We start from the raw sequence: 19,079 nt of genomic DNA, 5'->3' as shown, positions 1-19,079 counted from the left end.
AAAATGGAGGATTAAAAAATGGGGAAATACAACGAATTAGCAAAAAAAATTATTGAAAATATAGGTGGAAAAGAAAATATAAATAGCTTAACACATTGTGTGACTCGACTACGGTTTAAATTGAAGGACGAGGACATCGCAAATGATGACATCCTAAAAAATATAGATGGTGTTGTCATGGTCATGAAAAGTGGTGGGCAGTACCAAGTCGTTATCGGAAACCATGTACCACAAGTATATGATGACATTAGTGCACTGATTGACGTAGATCAACTGAATGCATCTCAACAAGGTGAGCAAAAGCCTGAAAAATTACTAAATAAGGCAATTGACATCATATCAGGCATATTCCAGCCAATATTAGGTATTATGGCTGCATGTGGTATGTTGAAAGGACTAGATGCGCTGTTCGTTGCTATAGGATTATATAGTCCAACTTCGGGTGGCTCAATGGTTATTAACGCAATCGGTGATGCTTTATTTACTTTTCTACCATTGTTTTTAGGCTATACTTCAGCTAAAAAGTTTGGTTTAAAACCGATGTTAGGCTTAGTTGTAGGGGCCATTATGTGTTACCCAAACATACAAGCTAGTGTTGTTTCTTCAAGTACTGATGCAATGTATACATTATTTCAAGGTTCCATGTTTGAAGCGCCGATTTACATTGACTTCTTTGGCATACCTTTAATTTCGATAGATTATACAGGGACAGTTATTCCTGTTATTTTAGCTGTATATTTTGCTGCAAAATGCGAAAAAGTATGTAATAAGTTTGTACCAGATTTACTTAAATTCTTCTTCGTTCCGATGCTTACATTATTAATTGCATTACCAGTTGCATTTATTGTAATTGGCCCACTTGCAACATTTGGCTCAACGGTTGTTTCTGAATTTGTATTTGCAGTTAGAGACTTCAGCCCAGTGTTTGCTGGCGTCATCGTAGGAGCTACGTGGCAAATACTAGTTATCTTTGGTATGCACTGGGGATTCATACCTGTATATCTAAATAACATTATGACTATGGGATACGATAATGTGATGATGCCTTTCTTTGCTTGTACTTTTGCAACTGCGGGAGTTGTCCTAGCAATTTTTCTTAAAACAAAAGACAAGAAGATGAAGGAAATGTCTTTGCCAAATTTCCTATCCAGTATATTCGGAGTAACAGAACCAGCTATTTATGGAATTCTATTACCCTTAAAGAAACCATTTATTATTAGTTGTATTGCTGGTGGGATCGGTGGAGGATTCTATGGATTCTTTAATTTAAGAAAGTTCATGGCTGGTGGAATGGGTATTTTTGAATTACCCGCAATGATTGAACCGGATGGAGCAATGGGGAATTTAATTGTCGCTGTTATCGGTATTGCAATTTCGATGGTATCGGCATTTATATTGACGATGATTGTCTATAAAGAGAAAGAGGCTGTTTACGCAGGTGTGAATGAGGCTCAAATTGAGATTATCCAAGAGGAAAAGAAAAGTAGATTAGAGAAAGAAATAATTGAAAGCCCAATAAAAGGTGAAGTGATTCAATTAAAAGATATAGAAGATGCGGCTTTTTCATCAGGTGTATTAGGCAGTGGAGTTGCAATCGTACCTGTAGAAGGAGTAGTTGTGGCCCCTGTTAATGGGGAAGTAACAGCGTTATTCCCTAGTTTACATGCGATTGGAATTATATCGGAGAATGGAGTGCAGATTCTTATTCATGTTGGTTTAAACACAGTCCAATTAGAAGGTAAAGGATTTAAAGCTTATGTAAAACAAGGAGATAAGGTGAGGAAGGGTCAACGGTTGTTAGATTTCAATATTGAAGAAATAGAACAAGCTGGTTACAGTGTTGTAACTCCAATAGTTATTACGAATTCCGCAGATTATTTGGAGGTTGCTGAGAATAAAGAGGGGAACGTGGATAGAGGAACGAATTTAATTACGGTTATATTTTGATACCAAAAACGGCCTAATTTAGGCAAAAAAGTTTTCTGTACACGGTCAATAGGAATAATACTTCGATACTGGAGGAATGAGTGATGAAGTTTAGTGATGATTTTTTATGGGGTGGGGCTACCGCAGCCAATCAATGTGAAGGTGGATATGACGAAAATGGGAGAGGACTTTCGAATGTTGATGTATGCCCAACAGGAGAAGCTCGATCTTTAGTAATTACAGGAAAGCTGAAAATGTATGATTTTGATGAAAATTACTATTATCCGGCTAAAAGAGGCATTGATATGTATCATCATTTCAAGGAAGATATTCAACTATTTGCTGAAATGGGCTTTAAGGTTTATCGAATGAGTATTGCTTGGAGTAGAATCTTTCCATTAGGTGATGAAGAAAAACCAAATGAAGCGGGACTTCAATTCTATGAAGGTTTATTTAAAGAATGCCGTAAATATAATATAGAGCCACTCGTAACCATTACTCATTTTGATTGTCCTATGCACCTGATTAAAGAATACGGTGGCTGGAGTAACCGTAAAATGATTGATTTCTATGTACAACTATGCCAGGTTATTTTTAAAAGATATAAGGGTTTAGTTAAATACTGGTTAACATTTAATGAGATTAATATGATTTTACATGCGCCATTCATGGGGGCGGGAATTTATTTTAAAGAAGGTGAGAATGAAGAAAAGATAAAATATCAAGCTGCACACCATGAACTTATTGCAAGTGCCAAGGCAACTAAAATGGCTCATGAAATAGATGAAAATAATGTAGTCGGTTGTATGTTTGCGGCAGGGAGTGTATATCCCTATAGTTGTAATCCAAATGATGTTTGGGAAGCAACAAAATTAGATCGGGAAAATTATTTCTTTGTTGATGTACAAGCAAGGGGAAAATATCCAAACTATGCTCTAAAAGAAATGGAACGTAATGGGACGATGCCAATAATGGAGAAGGGGGATGAAGAGCTCCTCGCAAAATATACAGTAGATTTTATTTCCCTTTCTTATTATAACAGTCGCTGTGTAAGAACAGATGGCGATGAGGGAGATAATGCAGAAGGAAATTTATTTGCCTCCACCAAAAATCCTTATTTGGAGTACAGCCAATGGGGATGGCCCATCGATCCATTGGGGCTAAGAATTACTCTAAATCATGTCTACGATCGTTATGAGAAGCCTTTATTTATTGTAGAAAATGGGTTAGGGGCAAAGGATGAAGTGGACAAAAATGGTTATGTGGAAGACGATTATAGAATTGATTATTTAAGAGAACACATCCAAGCGATGAAAGATGCGATTCAGGTTGATGGGGTAGATATTTTAGGATATACAACATGGGCACCTATAGATTTAGTGAGTGCAGGATCTGGCGAGATGGACAAGCGGTATGGATTTATTTATGTTGACCAGGACAATAAAGGAAATGGAACATTAAAAAGAAGTAAAAAGAAGAGCTTTTATTGGTATAAAAAAGTTATTTCCACGAATGGCGAAGATTTAGATTAACTAGTGTAGATGGTCTAAATAAAGTTTATCTAGATAGATTCTATCTAATCTACATCGAATTATAATAGTGTAAACATACTCTGGGGATGAGATACTCTCCAGAGTATTTTCTATTTAAGTTAGTATTCTTTCTGTTTTATTCAATGGATGTGAATTTAAAATACAGTTTGATCATTTTTAATTTGTTTCTGTCAAGGATAGATTCCGGTCATGAACTATTCTGTAATGAACGGACAATCGTGGAGGCTACATATCTTAGATTACATGAAATTGCCATTGACCATTCATTTAGAATTAAGAATCTGATAATCTCAGGTTTTGAAATGAAAAAAGCCTTACTAAAGGACGCTGAATCTATTCGTAAAAGACAAGATCACCTAGCAGATAATTTAGGGGGTTTTTCACACATTGTAAATGATGATTTAGAAGTATACGATGACCTTAAAACTTTTCTTTGTGAAATACCAATGAAGGTAAAGGGAACTTGGCAAATGATATATATTTCGAATTTGAGTTAGAGATTTGTTTTTTGCTTCTTCAATTAATGGAAACTTTAATGGAGGAAAGCTCGTAGAAATGATCAAACTTTTTTATCGCATACTGGAGCAAAAACCGAGATTGATATGCTTGATGTCCTGCTACATAGCCAATCATGACGAGATATTCTATAAATTACATTTAAAGAAAAAGCCGTCTCGGTTTTTAGATAATGTCTGTAAATTGATCTCGGTTGTTTGATGATAAACTTATTTTAATAAAAATAGGAAGATATATTTTCAGAAGATATTTGAAGTGAGGGAGGTGGAATCAGATATTTCCTTTCTACGAAACTACCTAACAAAAGAACTGGTCACAAAGGAAGATATGTACTTATTCAGAAAACAAGGAAAAGACTATAAAGTCATTGATAAAGATTGGACGCAAGTACGTGATCAACTCGTGAACATGCGTATAAATGGTGGATTTCCGTACCTCACAGTCAATGACGGAGATTACAATAGAAACGGTGAGTTGTATTTGAAGCATGAATATGAAGGAATTGAGTTGGATTTGAAGTATTTGGAGAAGGTGATACCTTATATTTATCAACTTTGGGGCAGAGGGGTCCACATGGAGTCGATAGTTGAGAAGAAACAAGTTCTTTTCTCATATGATGGTAAAGGGCTACATCGTAAATATTTATTAAGAAAAGAAAAGTTTGGCAACTACAAAACAAATATCACTTTTAAAAACAGTAAAAGAGCAATGTGATTCCAATAAGGGATTTAACGATTCCTATGGTCATTATGTAGGGGATGATTGTCTAAAGCAAGTCGCAGGTTTATTTAGAGAAAACAGTGAAGCAGACAATAGATTTGGTAGCTCGGCTTGGTGGAGAAGAATTTTCCGTAATTTTACCAGACACAGATGCAATGGGGGCTTTGGTGAAGGGGCCGATGATATTTCTAATACATCACGATGGCTTTTAGTTCTGTCTCTGTCGTATTGAATGCTTTACGACTCCAAAGAGTAAAACTGTGAGGAGAAAGGTAAGAGAAACGCCGAAAAGGAACTTTCCCTTTTTAAGCTAATAAAACAGTTTTTACAGTTATACTTTGTTTGCCTTACCTGACCACTAAATATTTTATATCTGCAAAGTTTTTTTACAATTTCCATACAACCATTATGTTCGAAAAAAATAACATTGACTTTCATTCTCAATTAAAATATAATTTTTTAGAGCCAATTGAAAATGATTTTCATTATTAATTTAATGAAATAGGAACTTAAAAAATTAATGGTGTACATAAGGAGGAAATTATGAGGAGCAAGCTATTTACTACTCTGTTGATTTTACTTATAGGTTTTATCGTCCTTCCAATTAACAGTTTTGCTGCTAGTGCATCGGATGATATGCAGCAAGCAAATAATATAATTATTCAAACTATTCAATCAGTGGATAAGGGAGAAATGGAAGCAGCCTCCGAGCAATTCAAGTCCTTTAGAACCACTTGGCTCTCAATTGAAGATGGAGTTAAAAAACAATCACAGCAGGCTTACCATGATATTGAAGACAACATGGGGCAAGTATCATTTGCCTTGGCTCAACAACCAATAAATCAAAACAAGGTTAAAAATGCACTTATAGGATTAAAAAACATAAATCAAAAGTTTATAGACGGTAAGTTTACCGTAACGTCCGATAAAAGTAGTGACAGCTCTGCTCAAAAGGGTGATGTAGCGGATTTGGTCTCTTTGCTTAATCAATCGCTTTCAAAAATTAAGGACAATGATATTCAGGGAGCAAAGGGAGATATAGAAAAATTCCGCCAATCTTGGTTGAATGTCGAAGGTGTTGTCCTTACCCAATCTTCCAAAATATACGGTGATGCAGAAAGGGATATGGTTGCGTCATACTCGATGCTATCCTCCAATGATGTATCAGGAGCTAAAAAGACAATTGAAGGAATGCGAGATTATCTTTCACCACTTGTATCGAAGACAAGTTATAACATGATGGATGTGATTACGATTCTTCTGCGTGAAGGATTAGAGGGATTGCTTGTCGTTGTCGCCTTGCTTGGGTTTTTAAGAAAAGCGGGTCATGAAGAGAAAAGCAAATGGATTTGGATAGGGGTAGGATCAGGAATAGGAGTAAGTATTATTCTTGGGACTATTGTAAACCTGTTATTTTCAGCAGGAGCGTTTGGAAGTAACAACTTCTTAATTGCAGGCTGGACTGGGGTATTTGCAGCAGTTATGCTTCTATACATGAGCTATTGGCTTCATAGTAAATCAAGTATTTCAGAATGGCAGAGGTACATTCGTACCCAAAGTACCAAAGCATTGGATACTGGAAGCTTAATTTCTTTAGCTCTTTTATCTTTTCTTGCCGTTTTTCGTGAAGGTACGGAAACAGTTTTATTCTTTATCGGAATGACTTCTTCAATAAAAATGACTTCTCTTTTATTGGGTATTGCCATTGGATTGCTCATACTTGTGGTTATATCTTACCTCATACTTAAGGTAGGTTTGAAAATTCCGATGCGTCCATTCTTCTTAGTCTCAAGTATTTTAATGTTTTACTTATGCTTTAAGTTTACAGGGATGGGGATTCATGGGCTTCAGCTAGCAGGACTATTACCTGCCACCCAAGCACCAATTCCAACGATTGACTTTTTTGCTTTATATTCAACCTGGGAGAGTTTTATTCCACAGATGATATTGCTAGTTGTTGCGGCGTTTGCTGCAATAGTAAATAAAAGGAAAGATAACAAAGTAAAATTACAATCTGGAGGAAACTTAAATGAAATCGCGTAAATTAATCGTTCCAATTTTATTTGCCACTTCTTTAACATTGGCTGCGTGTGGTGGAGCAAATACAGACAAAAAGACAGAGGAGTCAAAGACAACAGTTTCCATTAGTGATGGTGCGAAGGAAATGAGACAAACAATCGCTGATTTGAAAACTCAATTAGATGCAAAGGATGCTACCAAAGTAAAAGCAAGTGGAGAAAATCTAGAAAAATCATGGCAAACATTTGAAGATGAAGTGAAAGATAAGAGTGCCGATCTATATGAAAAAGTTGAAACTCCACTTCATACAATTGAAGCGGGGGCAAAAACAGAACCACTTGATGAACAAACCCTTAATAAAGCAGCAGATGAACTTGATACGGTATTATCTGATGTGGAAAAATTAAAATAACAAAACGCGGTAACTCCTATTAGGATTTACCGCAATTTTTTTAATAAAGATAATTCGGCTAATAAGCACCCGTTCAAGAAGATGATGCCACTTTTTAGGGTTATGAACAGCAAGAGGAGGTTTTTATTTCTTCCTTGGTTGATTGAGTTCCACAACATTTGAACGCAGTAGCGATAGTCTCTACACCACCTTTTGTGTAGAAGAATTCCCATTCATTTCCGTCTGGATAAGCTAGTACATACACCTTGTGTTAAATAAAAGAGTTGTTTAGATAAAAAGAAGGCTTGATCCGTATGATAGGAAACTATCACGTACGGTTCTTAGGGGAGTTAGGGGCAGTGATGCCCCTCGGACTTAACTAGCTTTGCATAGAGTATTCACGTGATACTTTAAGGGGTAGTATCAGGTAAATGCGGATTTACAACGCTAAGGAAATTAATAAAAGTTTTGATCAAACTTTTTTACAAAGCTACAGTGGCAGGTTAGTTGAATAATATTTGTTGACAATAGATTGCCGTTAGAATTAAAATTCAAGTATTCAATAAAATACTTGAATAGATAAAGGGTGATTTTTATGTTTAATGAACGAAAATTAAAAGATTTATTGTATCAAGAGTTTGCAAGAATAGGTAAAAGTCTTTCTAGCCCAAAACGATTAGAGATTCTTGACCTTTTATCTCAAGGACCAAAGTCTGTGGAAGCTTTATCAAAAGGAACAACTATGTCTGTTGCGAATGTTTCTCAACATTTGCAAACTCTTTCTAATGCTAGATTGGTAAAGTTTAAGAAGAAAGGTAACTACGTCATATACGAGCTAGCCGATGAAGCAATTTTGGACTTTTTATCAGTTTTGCATACTTTATCCGAAAAACAATTTGTACAAGTTCAACAAATTAAACAAGAGTTCTTAAATAACCAATTTGATTTGGATGGGGTTTCTCTTTCAGAACTTAAGGATCGGATGGATAAGGGTGAAGTTTTATTGTTAGATGTACGACCGAAGGAAGAATATGAAGAATCTCATATTCCTGGTGCTGTTTCTATACCCATTGAAGAATTAAAAGAAAAGCTTTCTTTTTTACCGACCAATTGTGATGTTGTTGCTTATTGTAGAGGACCTTACTGTCTAATGTCAGTTGAAGCAGTTGAACTTTTAAAATCCAGTGGCGTAAATGCATTTCGTTTAGAAGAAAGTGTTCATGACTGGAAACAATTCACAAAACAATTGAACTAGCCTGGGAGATTGATATTAAATTAGGAAGCATTGTATAGCTTGTTGAATAGACTGACAAAACGGTAACCTTTTAAGCTGTGGATGAAATTTTGCGAAAGAAGGGGTTTAGAAATGTCTAGAAATACTTATGATTTAACCCAGAGTTTTGTAGATTCTTCAGAAAAACAAAAAAAATTATACATACGGACTTTATTAATAGTTAGTATTTCACAAATTTTTGGTGGGGCAGGACTAGCTGCCGGAATTACTGTGGGTGCACTTCTTGCTCAACAAATTCTGGGAACAGATGCATTTGCTGGACTGCCAGCTGCATTATTTACTTTAGGCTCTGCAGGAGCAGCTTTAATTGTAGGGAAGCTTTCACACCGTTATGGACGTCGCATAGGTCTCACAACAGGTTTTATGACAGGTGGGGTTGGTGCAATTGGTGTTGTGATTGCAGCGATAACAAATAGTATTTTTCTCTTATTTGCTTCCCTTCTTATTTACGGTGCAGGTACAGCGACAAATTTACAAGCACGTTATGCAGGGACGGACTTAGCAAATAAAAAACAACGAGCTACAGCTATTAGTATAGCAATGGTTTCTACAACGTTTGGTGCAGTTGCAGGTCCAAACTTAGTGGATGTAATGGGACATTTTGCTCTTTCTATTGGTGTTCCAGCACTTGCTGGTCCATTTATTTTATCTGCAGTTGCATTTATATTAGCTGGTCTTGTTCTTTACGTTATGCTTCGTCCAGACCCACTAATTATCGCAAAAATGATTGATGAGAATAAACAAAAACAAAAACAAAAACCCAAAGGGCATTCGGAAACTACAGAACCAATAAAGAATAAAAGAGGAGTTACAGTTGGTGCCACAGTTATGGTACTTACTCAAATTGTGATGGTTGCCATTATGACAATGACACCAGTACATATGGCACATCATGGTCATAGTTTAAGAGAAGTCGGTCTTGTTATTGGTTTTCATATTGGATCAATGTACCTTCCTTCCCTTGTTACGGGAATTCTTGTTGATAAGATTGGTCGAACTGCTATGTCTATTGCTTCTGGAGTTACATTACTTCTAGCAGGTTTAGTAGCAGCGATTGCACCAAGTGATTCTATGGTTCTCCTAATAATTGCTCTTTCTTTACTTGGATTAGGATGGAATTTTGGTTTAATAAGTGGAACTGCTCTAATTGTTGACTCAACAGAAACATCAACACGTGCTAAGACTCAAGGTACATTGGATGTCTTTATTGCGTTGGCAGGAGCTTCTGGTGGAGCCATGTCTGGAATGATTGTTGCTAATTCAAGTTACACAACATTATCATTAACTGGGGGAATTTTGTCTTTATTACTCATTCCAGTGGTTATATGGTCTCATAAAGGAAAAAATAAAGTCTTGAAATATAAAAATTGAAACCTTACATAAACTAAGCAGATAAGTTCTAATTCAACAATCGAGCGCTAATGTGGAATAAAACTTAGATTTTTAAACAACTTTATTGTTATATTTTTTAGTATAGTGAAGTATCTTACATCAATATTAAACAACTATATTTTTAACCCCGACCTAAATTTATAACGGGGTTATGCTTGTCTGAGCTTTATAATAAAATAACTTCATTGTCATTTTACAATTAATTCACATATTAATTAGGCTTAATATTGTCTCATAAGGCTTGTACCAAAATCTAATCGTTGTAAATCCGCACTTCCCTGACTCTACCCCTTTAAGGCCTTGTTCAATTAAAGGGCCATTTAGCTGAAAAAAAAAGACACCCCTTTTACAAAGGATGTCTGCACTTAGTTATTTCATTTGGCTTTAACCTTCTTCTTTTGAAATCAATAGCCTGCCACTCTATGGATTTTTCATTACTAAAAGTGATCGCCACTAAATCATTGGGAGGATCGTGAGCACCTTCAAATGTTGTTACCTGCACGGTGACATTAAATAAGTAACTGCCTTGTGGCAGCTTCTTAATTTGGGTTATTTCACCACAATAATTTTGTTTAATTTCGCCATATTGCTTCTTCAATTCCTGTTGAATTGAGGGATAAAACATAATGAAAATCAAGTCATCATGCAACTGTATATCATTTTTAGATACGGTTTCGGCTTGGACGGGAGAATAAGAGAAAAGAGTCAAGAAGGTAATTAATATTAAAAGGCTTTTTTTCATAAGGAACCTCGCTTATAGGCTTTTTCTTATTTTATCCAAATTACAAAAATGAATTTATGTGATTTGGTATTCAATTAAAGGGCGCTTTAATTGAACAAACAGCTAAAAGGATCTTCCAACCGAAGATCCCCTTTCAGTACCCATAAGGGTGATTATGTAAATTCTTCTTGAAATAAAATAAGAGGAGTTTTTTATCTAGCTTATTAAGCTAATGGGTGACATCAGTTCAAGAAAAAGCCCCTTTTTGGTGGTCTTTTCAATGTACGTAAATATACAAAATCATACTTTCACTTTACCATCTTGAACTATCGGGAGCTGGATGTATCTCATTTTTTTATTATCAAAAATGAAGCCTCAACAGTAAATATAAACGGGCTTATATTTACTTCCCTAATTTATACTTGCTTCTCTTTATATAAGTGATTTATTATATAATTAATTGCTTATATACATATGTTAGGGGTGTGAAAATGGGAAAAGAATCGATAGAGGGAACTGCTAAAATATTAAATCTCTTAGGTAATGAAACTAGACTTTCTATGATGGGGCTCCTTTTAATTAATGACTGTTGCGTTTGTGAGTTCGTCGATATTTTTAAAATGTCTCAACCAGCTATAAGTCAGCATTTACGGAAATTAAAAGATGTTGGATTAGTAACTGAACAAAAAAAAGGACAGTGGGTTATCTACTCACTGAACCGTGAAACTACTTATTTTTCATTAATCCAGGATATTTTAAATCATATCCCGGACCAAAAAGAGAAGCTCATCTGGTTAGAACAACAAGGATTAAAAATATCGTGTAATTAATGGAGGTTAGATTGTGTTACAACCGGTTTTAGCATCTGTCATCTTTTTGGTGACGCTTGTACTTGTAATATGGCAGCCAAAAAATTTATCCATTGGTTGGTCTGCTTGTGGTGGAGCTATTTTAGCACTTATCGTTGGAGTAGTTGATCTACATGATGTTTGGAATGTAACTGGGATTGTGTGGAATGCAACCCTTGCATTTATAGCTATTATCATTGTTTCACTTATTCTTGATGAAATAGGCTTTTTCGAATGGGCTGCTCTACATATGGCAAGAGTAGCAAAGGGAAACGGAGTAAAAATGTTTGTCTATGTATCCATATTGGGAGCAATCGTGGCAGCATTTTTCGCAAATGATGGGGCTGCACTCATCTTAACACCCATTGTTCTTGCAATGGTAAGAGCGTTGAAATTAGATGAAAAAATGGTTTTTCCCTTTATCATCGCCAGTGGTTTTATTGCTGACACTACTTCATTGCCTTTAGTCGTTAGTAACTTGGTAAACATCGTTTCCGCAGATTTTTTCGGTATTGGTTTTAGTGAATTTGCTTCCCGGATGATAGTTCCGAACATCTTCTCTTTAGTTGCTACTATTCTTGTTTTGTACTTATATTTCAGAAGAAACATTCCGAAACAATATGACTTAACTCAACTAAAGAAACCGGTTGAAGCGATTCGTGATGACAAAATGTTTCATTTATCATGGATTATACTCGGTGTATTGTTAATTGGATACTTTGCCAGTGATTTTTTGAATATCCCGGTATCTATTATCGCTAGTATAATTGCTATTTTCTTCTTATTAATGGCGAGACGTAGTTCAGTAGTTAATACTAAACAAATTCTTAAGGGAGCCCCTTGGGCAATCGTCTTTTTCTCAATTGGGATGTATGTTGTTGTCTATGGTCTTCGTAATGCAGGGCTTACTAACTTACTTGCAGATGTGATTCAAATTGGGGTTGATAAAGGTGTATTTGCTGCAACAATGACGATGGGGTTCCTGGCTGCAATTCTTTCTTCCCTTATGAATAACATGCCAACGGTAATGATTGATGCTTTGGCAATATCAGATACATCAGCAACTGGAACAATTAAAGAAGCTCTTATCTATGCAAATGTAATTGGTTCCGATTTAGGACCTAAAATAACCCCTATCGGTTCTTTAGCAACGTTATTGTGGTTGCATGTACTTTCACAAAAAGGTGTAAAAATATCCTGGGGTACCTATTTTAAAACAGGAATTTTTTTAACATTACCAGTATTGTTTATAACCTTATTAGGACTATATCTGTGGTTACTTATAGTGTAATCAATAATTAAATTAACAGTAAAAGGAGATTCATTACTATGTCTAAAAAAACTATCTATTTCTTATGTACAGGAAACTCTTGCCGGAGCCAAATGGCTGAAGGTTGGGCTAAAAAGCATTTAGGCAATGATTGGGAGGTTCGAAGTGCTGGAATTGAGGCGCACGGACTGAATCCTAATGCAGTAAAAGCCATGAACGAAGTAGGAATGGATATATCAAATCAAACATCCGATATTATTGACCCAGAAATTTTAAATAATGCTGATTTAGTTGTAACATTATGTGGTGATGCGGCTGATAAATGTCCGATGACACCACATAATGTGAAACGTGAACATTGGGGTTTTGATGACCCTGCAAAAGCTAAAGGAACGGATGAAGAAAAATGGGCATTTTTCCAACGGGTTCGCGATGAAATAGGTGACAAAATCAAACATTTTGCTGAAACAACTTCATCGTTAATAAGCTAAAGGTAAGAAAAACGAACAATGAATATAAGACGGGTTATATTTATTTGAAATCCACTTATTTGGTTTTGGTTGATCAAATAAATGGATTTTTTCTTTTTACTGTTTTCGGTAAGATCAATTATGTTAATTGTCTTAAGACAATATTAAATGGATTAAACCACTCTTCTGAATGTACGAAAATAACTAAAATCATATATTCAGACCATCCTTTAATCAGCGGTGCAGGATAGTTGCATAAAGAAATTTACGGAAAAACATGGTAAAATTATTATAAAAATACTAAAGTGGGTAATTTTATTTTGGGACTATTTACAGAAAAGTTAATACTTATATCACTATTTATATTTATAATCCACTCGATCGAAACACTTGCCTATGCCGTCAGATTATCTGGTGCAAGAGTAAGATTGTTAGCTTCAGCTTTATCTTTATTTAATTTGATGGTTATGGTCTCCCGACTAGCAAATATGATGCAACAACCTTTTACAGGGAGCCTTATTGATAATGCTCCTAAAGTAAATACTTTAGAGTTTGTAGAAAATCAATATAGAGTCATTATTTGCTCATCCACACTGGGAACAATAATAGGAATTCTCTTGCTTCCTACATTTATTGCAATATTTTCAAGAGCGATTATTCATTTATCTGAAGAAAGAGGTTCAATTCCCTCTTTGATAAAAAAAGGATTAACTCTTGAATACATAAAGCGTGGAGTAAAACACATTCATTTACCAAGGCTGTCTTACTTAAAGGATTTTAGATTGAAAGATATTCCGATAAGATTGTTTATCATTAACATGGTAATAACTGCAATCTATACAATTGGAGTCTTATCTGCTTTATATGCAGCATTATTAGCTCCCGAAAGAGCATCTACAGCTATTATGGCTTCGGGTCTTATTAATGGTATAGCTACTATTTTACTAATAATCTTTATTGACCCTAAAATATCTATTCTTGCCGATGACGTAATAAATCAAAAGGGAAGTTACGATAAACTCAAGGGGGTATCCCTTATGATGATTACTTCTCGTTTACTAGGAACGATACTCGCCCAATTATTTTTTATTCCAGGAGCAGAATATATAGCGTGGTTTACTAAATTTATTGTCTAGTAATTATTTGATTTTCTTATTGAGCTAGCAGGTGTGTTAGTTACATTAGGTAAAAAACACTATTGTGGTCTTTTTTATGTACGAAAATATACAATGTCATACGTTCGGAAAAAATCCTTTTTCCACTAAAGGTGCAGGATACTTCAATAGTCTTGTTATGGTGAAGTGATGAAAAAGAAGGGGTGTTATGGGTTTGTTAACCAAAAAAAATGTTTTAAACATAATTTTAGGTATTATTCTCATAGGAATAGTCTCGTTTCTCTTTATTACGATGTATCTTCTTAATAATGGAAATCCTTATCATAATTATCTAGTTAATAAGCATATTCCAGCTCATTTGGAGCAATTGGGGTACACGGGTGAAGATATAGTAAAGCAACAAAGAATAGCGCCAAAACACGGGGTCAATCACAGTGTTTATCATGAACACTATGAGGTGATTTTTAAGGATGAACCTCAATTGGAATATTTATATGGTTTAACAAAAAAGGAGAAAAACGTTGTGCAGTTTTGTGAGAAAGAAACCTTGATTGCTAAAAATACATATGGATATATGACAACGGAGAAAACCAATCATAGTGAAAGTGAATGTATAGGATATTTAGACAATAGAAATTAAATTTTTATTCAACTAATGAGTGCTTGTGCGGCCGAGCCTAGGTCGTATCATATAGCGGGTGGGATTCCCGTCGAGAAAGAACTAGCCATTCACTCGTAGCGAGTCTTGGAGGGCTAATGGTAACATTAGCCTTTAAGCGTAGACAGTTAGGTGGCGGGCCGAAAGCCAAATGGTTGAAGGGATTGAGCTCCATAATGTTAGTAAATCGAGAGGGCTGATGCCTTAAGCACAGCAGAAAGCTACATTTTATCCATCGTTAAAGGCAAGAAGGATAGAACCTCTCTGGAGTCAGAGACCTTGGCACGTCACACATTGATATGATACGGCAACTCGGGAGACCCTACCGGTCTTTTCTTCTTATAGAAGAGTATGGTGTACAAGCGATAATAAGCAAGGAAGCCAAATGCCATTGTAGGGAGTCGGATAGCAGCGTAGTACCAATGAAGTTGGGTAATGCCGATGGAGGAAAGGCTGCTACCAAGTTATCACCCTTACTAGGGGCACATTTACTACACGCAGAGGTAGGGATAATAAATGGACACAAAACTATTAAGGATAGCAGAATTAGCAAAATCTGAGCGAAAGAGATTAGCTATATTTTGTGAATGGTGACTGGAGGAGCCGTGTGCGTAAATAGCGCAAGCACGGTTCTGTGAGGGGGGAGGAACACAATCTACCGCAAGGTAGAGAGGTTCCCTTCTACTCGACTAGTGAAAGAAGAATTTGCATGAAACACCACTTTTTTATACATTGTTGATTCATCAACAATGTATAAAATCATGTATAAACGATAAAAATGGACCATTCGGAACCCTTTGACCACCAAGGGGGGTATATTTCGGAAGTTCCGAAAATTAACTTTATGTTAGCTAGATTTGTATAGAGCATTCATGTGTTCCTTAGAAACCTTATTCAGAAAACGGACCATATTGTTGAGGAAGAGCAGCAATTAACCATATATTTTAGAAGGTAAATGAGTTTAGGGTTAAATCGGTCCGAAAAATGCACTTTTTCGGACCGGGTTTTTGAGGTGTTTTATAGATGGCATTCGCCATCATGCTATTTTATGATTGTTTTTTGTTATAATTTGTATGAAATTTTGTAAGTTAGGGTGGCGGCTTTAATTGAGTATTCCTGTATGGGGATTAATTTTACAAGTCTTATTTATCTCGGTTATTTCTATCTTTAACAATATTAGAATTTCTATAATGGAACATTTATTCGTATATCCAGTGGCATTTTTCGAGCTATTCCTTGGCTTAGCCAGCTTTGTTAGTGGAATATATGGAATTATAAAAAGAGTCAAACCTTTACTTTCTATTTTGGTTTCTTTTTTTGGTGTATTAATTTGTTTGTATTTCGTCTTTGTTTATCTTTTACCTGAAGCAGGAATCCCACCAGTTATCCCTTGGTTCTATTCTGAATAAATTTTGGTTTCATTTTTCAACCACTTTAATCGAAGATCACTTATGAAATTGAGGTGATCATTAACGAACAACGATCTTCACCGTAATCGGGCGTACTTTAAAGGAGCCTCTTTTGTATGAGGGGATTTTACAGAACAGTGGGGAGTTTATGGTAACATAAATGGAAAATATTGGTACCTTCATGAAAGGGGATATAAAGTATGGAAGATGAACAATTAAAAATTTTTGACGAAGACAGAAACCAAATAGGTGTTTCTTCCCGTAAGGATGTACATAGAATTGGATATTGGCATGAAGCGTTTCATTGCTGGTTCGTCAGCAATGAAAAAGGAATAGATTATATCTATCTACAGCTTCGTAGTGATATAAAAAAAGACTATCCAAATCTTTTGGATATTACTGCTGCTGGACATTTACTGGCTGATGAAACGGTTAGGGATGGTGTAAGGGAAATAAAGGAGGAAATTGGAATTGATGTCCCTTTTGATGAATTAGTATCGTTCGGAGTATTTGATTATTGTGTAATTAAAGAAAACTTTATTGATAAGGAATTAGCAAACGTTTTTTTATATAAGAGTGAGAATACATTTGATGACTTTACACTTCAAGTAGAAGAAGTTTCAGGTATTGTGAAAGCAGAATTTAACGACTTTACAAAACTTTGGTTAGGTGAAAGAGAAACAATTGAAATAAAGGGATTTGAAATAAATAAAGATGGTAATAAGACCTTGATTGAAGAATATGTGGGAAGGAATAAATTCGTACCACATCAAATTTCATTTTATAAAGCAATTATCCAAAAAATAAAAGAACATATTAAACAGATAGAAACCTCTTAAGTAAAGGGGCGTTTCTTTAAGGTGAAATACTCTTTTTTATACTAATTTAACTAGAAATAATCTTCAGCAATCAGGCGCTTTAATTTAACAAGCAGCTAAAAGGATCTTCCAACTGTTATTACCCCCTTATAGTGGACAGTAAAAAGAAAGGATTATACTGTTTCTATAAGGGGATAATAACAAATCGAAGACCCTTTTTTATTGCCTATAAGAGACTTTATGTTAAAAAGATTTGTATATCGTATACAGTACAAAAAATGATTAAAATAGCCTTCTTATGAGCAGTCCTCAACTTGCTAATATTTATTTGCCACAACTCCTAATGTAGCTGATTTTATATAATTTTGTTCTTTTAAGATTTTTAAGTTTTCTGCTGTTCCAGTTACAACAACACCGAGTATCTTTACATCGTTTTTTACTGGTTTCTCTTTTTCCTTTCTTACGAAGATAAAAAGTACTTCTCGTTCACATTACCGTTATCAATACCTGGACCAAAACCGTATATCATACTTAGCTGATTCTGGCATAGGATGTTCATCAGATAACCTATCCTTATCAGAATAAGTATCTACCCAGTACCACACAGGGTGAACATTTGATGGCAACATTGTTTTGGCTTGTTCAAGAGTGTAACTTTGATCGAAAGAGATTCCCATTTCAGCTAGTTTCCGGTTGTCCATTTCATCGAGCTGTGGTAAATCATTTATATATTTTTTATAAGTAAGCGTCAAATATTCCCCACCTATTACTTGTAAACAGCTCATATATGCATAAAGTAATCTCCTTAGTAATTTTAATGCGATTATAGCAAAAAAGAGCCCCCTCATTTAGAGATACTGCGGAGAACCGTATCATATCGCCAAATCGCCATTTGAAGGTTTCAGATTACAGTTGGGTTTAATAGGTATTGACATTGGGTTAGAAGAATACTATTATTTTAATTGTAAATGATTATCATTATCAATAATAAAAAGGTTGGAATGATACCGTACATAAAGGAGAAACTAAATTTGAAAAAAATATTAATACCATTCATCTTAATTTTTGTTCTTATTATTAGTGCCTGCGGCAATAATACAAAAAGTCAATCAGCAGGCGATGTAAATAAAGAGGACAAAAACGAAACGATTACATATCAATCTGAAAATGGTCCTATTAAAGTTCCCGCTCACCCTAAAAGAGTAGTCGTATTGACTAGCTATGCAGGAGATTTAATCTCACTAGGCGTCAATATCGTAGGGGTAGAAGAATGGTCTAAAAAAAGTCCATTGTTTAAAGATCAATTAAAAGATGTCCCTGCCGTTTCAGATCAGGATTTAGAAAAAATTATTGAATTAAAACCCGATTTAATTATTGGAGCAAATGATAATAAAAACCTAGATAGGTTGAAAGAAATTGCTCCAACAGTTACCTATACTTACAATAAAGTAGATTATTTAACACAACACTTAGAAATTGGTAAGTTGGTAAACAAAGAAAAGGAAGCTCAAAATTGGATTGATGATTTCAAAAAACGTGCAAATACAGTAGGAAACGCAATTAAGGCTAAAATTGGTGAAAATTCAACTGTTACTGTAATGGAAAGTTATGATAAAGATATGGGTATTCTTGGTGATAGTTGGGGACGAGGTACAGAAGTTTTATATCAAGCAATGAATCTAAAAATGCCTGAAAAAGTAAAGGAAATGACAAGTAAAGAAGGATACTACATGATTTCTTCTGAGGTATTACCTGATTATGTTGGGGACTACTTGATTGTTAGTAAATACAATGACCAAGATAACTCTTATCAAGAGACAAAACTATATAAAGGAATGCCTGCAGTGAAGAACAACCATGTAATTGAAGTGGATGCGAATGCCTTTTTGTTTAACGATTCTGTAACTTTAGATTACCAATTGAAATATTTTGAAGAACAATTTTTAAAATAAAACAAAA

General features: G+C 35.0%; 18 protein-coding genes and 3 pseudogenes. 18 read left to right on the top strand and 3 right to left on the bottom strand.

What is annotated here, in order from left to right; all coding sequences use genetic code 11:
- Nucleotides 1-18 precede the first annotated feature (18 nt).
- From AC625_RS12175 to AC625_RS12140, 10 genes and pseudogenes are all read left to right on the top strand, one after another.
- Nucleotides 19-1,947: a beta-glucoside-specific PTS transporter subunit IIABC gene (locus AC625_RS12175; protein WP_049681510.1), complete on the top strand. Its 1,929-nt coding sequence runs from the start codon at nt 19-21 to the stop codon at nt 1,945-1,947.
- Nucleotides 1,948-2,030: 83 nt separating this feature from the next.
- Nucleotides 2,031-3,458 carry a 6-phospho-beta-glucosidase gene (locus AC625_RS12170; protein ID WP_049681509.1) on the top strand — a complete coding sequence of 476 codons (1,428 nt, stop codon included), beginning with the start codon at nt 2,031-2,033 and terminating at the stop codon, nt 3,456-3,458.
- A 777-nt stretch (nt 3,459-4,235) separates the two neighbouring features.
- Nucleotides 4,236-4,640 (top strand): annotated as a pseudogene (locus AC625_RS12160) (SpoVR family protein); the annotation flags it as partial.
- A gap of 16 nt (nt 4,641-4,656) precedes the next feature.
- Nucleotides 4,657-4,755, top strand: a pseudogene (locus AC625_RS28380) (hypothetical protein); the annotation flags it as partial.
- Between the two features lie 40 nt (nt 4,756-4,795).
- Complete coding sequence (locus AC625_RS27800; RefSeq protein WP_245644996.1) at nt 4,796-4,927, top strand: hypothetical protein; 132 nt, start codon at nt 4,796-4,798, stop codon at nt 4,925-4,927.
- Nucleotides 4,917-4,979, top strand: a pseudogene (locus AC625_RS28580) (cation transporter); the annotation flags it as partial. The gene AC625_RS27800 and the pseudogene AC625_RS28580, both read left to right, overlap by 11 nt.
- A gap of 279 nt (nt 4,980-5,258) precedes the next feature.
- Entirely contained in the window at nt 5,259-6,758 is a 1,500-nt protein-coding gene (locus AC625_RS12155; protein ID WP_049681506.1) for an FTR1 family iron permease, read from the top strand.
- On the top strand, nt 6,745-7,146 hold the full coding sequence (locus tag AC625_RS12150) for a hypothetical protein (RefSeq protein WP_049681505.1): 402 nt from the start codon (nt 6,745-6,747) through the stop codon (nt 7,144-7,146). The genes AC625_RS12155 and AC625_RS12150 overlap by 14 nt, the downstream gene beginning before the upstream one ends.
- A gap of 574 nt (nt 7,147-7,720) precedes the next feature.
- The gene (locus AC625_RS12145) at nt 7,721-8,380 is read left to right on the top strand and encodes an ArsR/SmtB family transcription factor (protein ID WP_049681504.1); all 660 of its coding nucleotides are present in this window, start codon (nt 7,721-7,723) and stop codon (nt 8,378-8,380) included.
- A gap of 111 nt (nt 8,381-8,491) precedes the next feature.
- Complete coding sequence (locus AC625_RS12140; RefSeq protein ID WP_049681503.1) at nt 8,492-9,790, top strand: MFS transporter; 1,299 nt, start codon at nt 8,492-8,494, stop codon at nt 9,788-9,790.
- A gap of 367 nt (nt 9,791-10,157) precedes the next feature.
- Here AC625_RS12140 and AC625_RS12135 read toward each other — a convergent pair whose 3' ends face one another.
- Nucleotides 10,158-10,553 carry a DUF3888 domain-containing protein gene (locus AC625_RS12135; RefSeq protein ID WP_049681502.1) on the bottom strand — a complete coding sequence of 132 codons (396 nt, stop codon included), beginning with the start codon at nt 10,551-10,553 and terminating at the stop codon, nt 10,158-10,160.
- 470 nt (nt 10,554-11,023) lie between these two features.
- Between AC625_RS12135 and AC625_RS12130 the strand changes: the two genes are divergently transcribed.
- The 7 genes from AC625_RS12130 (at nt 11,024) to AC625_RS12095 (ending at nt 17,141) form a co-directional block, all read left to right on the top strand.
- A complete protein-coding gene (locus AC625_RS12130) occupies nt 11,024-11,362 on the top strand; it encodes an ArsR/SmtB family transcription factor (RefSeq protein ID WP_156187519.1) in 339 nt (112 codons plus the stop codon).
- Between the two features lie 13 nt (nt 11,363-11,375).
- Nucleotides 11,376-12,671, top strand: coding sequence for an arsenic transporter (locus AC625_RS12125; protein WP_049681500.1), 1,296 nt, complete (start codon nt 11,376-11,378; stop codon nt 12,669-12,671).
- 38 nt (nt 12,672-12,709) lie between these two features.
- Nucleotides 12,710-13,141: an arsenate reductase (thioredoxin) gene (gene arsC / locus AC625_RS12120; RefSeq protein ID WP_049681499.1), complete on the top strand. Its 432-nt coding sequence runs from the start codon at nt 12,710-12,712 to the stop codon at nt 13,139-13,141.
- 299 nt (nt 13,142-13,440) lie between these two features.
- A complete protein-coding gene (locus AC625_RS12115) occupies nt 13,441-14,256 on the top strand; it encodes a lipid II flippase Amj family protein (protein WP_049681498.1) in 816 nt (271 codons plus the stop codon).
- A gap of 187 nt (nt 14,257-14,443) precedes the next feature.
- Nucleotides 14,444-14,875, top strand: a complete 432-nt coding sequence (locus AC625_RS12110; protein WP_053178092.1) for a DUF3139 domain-containing protein — start codon at nt 14,444-14,446, stop codon at nt 14,873-14,875.
- A gap of 1,124 nt (nt 14,876-15,999) precedes the next feature.
- Nucleotides 16,000-16,302 carry a hypothetical protein gene (locus AC625_RS12100; RefSeq protein ID WP_049681497.1) on the top strand — a complete coding sequence of 101 codons (303 nt, stop codon included), beginning with the start codon at nt 16,000-16,002 and terminating at the stop codon, nt 16,300-16,302.
- A gap of 200 nt (nt 16,303-16,502) precedes the next feature.
- A complete protein-coding gene (locus AC625_RS12095; RefSeq protein WP_049681496.1) occupies nt 16,503-17,141 on the top strand; it encodes an NUDIX hydrolase in 639 nt (212 codons plus the stop codon).
- A gap of 296 nt (nt 17,142-17,437) precedes the next feature.
- On the opposite strand, the gene AC625_RS28575 is transcribed toward AC625_RS12095, so the two are convergent.
- The gene (locus AC625_RS28575) at nt 17,438-17,590 is read right to left on the bottom strand and encodes an anti sigma factor C-terminal domain-containing protein (RefSeq protein WP_082191259.1); all 153 of its coding nucleotides are present in this window, start codon (nt 17,588-17,590) and stop codon (nt 17,438-17,440) included.
- 30 nt (nt 17,591-17,620) lie between these two features.
- Nucleotides 17,621-17,872 carry an anti sigma factor C-terminal domain-containing protein gene (locus tag AC625_RS12090; protein WP_049681495.1) on the bottom strand — a complete coding sequence of 84 codons (252 nt, stop codon included), beginning with the start codon at nt 17,870-17,872 and terminating at the stop codon, nt 17,621-17,623.
- A 279-nt stretch (nt 17,873-18,151) separates the two neighbouring features.
- Here AC625_RS12090 and AC625_RS12085 point away from each other — a divergent pair, with 279 nt between their 5' ends.
- Nucleotides 18,152-19,072: an iron-hydroxamate ABC transporter substrate-binding protein gene (locus AC625_RS12085; protein WP_049681494.1), complete on the top strand. Its 921-nt coding sequence runs from the start codon at nt 18,152-18,154 to the stop codon at nt 19,070-19,072.
- Nucleotides 19,073-19,079: the final 7 nt, after the last annotated feature.

The sequence above is a fragment of the Peribacillus loiseleuriae genome (assembly GCF_001183985.1).
GTDB lineage: Bacteria > Bacillota > Bacilli > Bacillales > DSM-1321 > Peribacillus > Peribacillus loiseleuriae.
The sequence above is the reverse complement of the archived record's forward strand: the minus strand, read 5'-3'. Positions and strand labels throughout refer to the sequence as shown.

Bases quoted from the DNA above. Each gene is read 5' to 3' on its own strand.
- AC625_RS12175 (WP_049681510.1), top strand. From the start codon at position 19: ATGGGGAAATACAACGAATTAGCAAAAAAAATTATTGAAAATATAGGT.
- AC625_RS12170 (WP_049681509.1), top strand. From the start codon at position 2,031: ATGAAGTTTAGTGATGATTTTTTATGGGGTGGGGCTACCGCAGCCAAT.
- AC625_RS12155 (WP_049681506.1), top strand. From the start codon at position 5,259: ATGAGGAGCAAGCTATTTACTACTCTGTTGATTTTACTTATAGGTTTT.
- AC625_RS12150 (WP_049681505.1), top strand. From the start codon at position 6,745: ATGAAATCGCGTAAATTAATCGTTCCAATTTTATTTGCCACTTCTTTA.
- AC625_RS12145 (WP_049681504.1), top strand. From the start codon at position 7,721: ATGTTTAATGAACGAAAATTAAAAGATTTATTGTATCAAGAGTTTGCA.
- AC625_RS12140 (WP_049681503.1), top strand. From the start codon at position 8,492: ATGTCTAGAAATACTTATGATTTAACCCAGAGTTTTGTAGATTCTTCA.
- AC625_RS12135 (WP_049681502.1), bottom strand. From the start codon at position 10,553: ATGAAAAAAAGCCTTTTAATATTAATTACCTTCTTGACTCTTTTCTCT.
- AC625_RS12130 (WP_156187519.1), top strand. From the start codon at position 11,024: ATGGGAAAAGAATCGATAGAGGGAACTGCTAAAATATTAAATCTCTTA.
- arsC (WP_049681499.1), top strand. From the start codon at position 12,710: ATGTCTAAAAAAACTATCTATTTCTTATGTACAGGAAACTCTTGCCGG.
- AC625_RS12110 (WP_053178092.1), top strand. From the start codon at position 14,444: ATGGGTTTGTTAACCAAAAAAAATGTTTTAAACATAATTTTAGGTATT.
- AC625_RS12095 (WP_049681496.1), top strand. From the start codon at position 16,503: ATGGAAGATGAACAATTAAAAATTTTTGACGAAGACAGAAACCAAATA.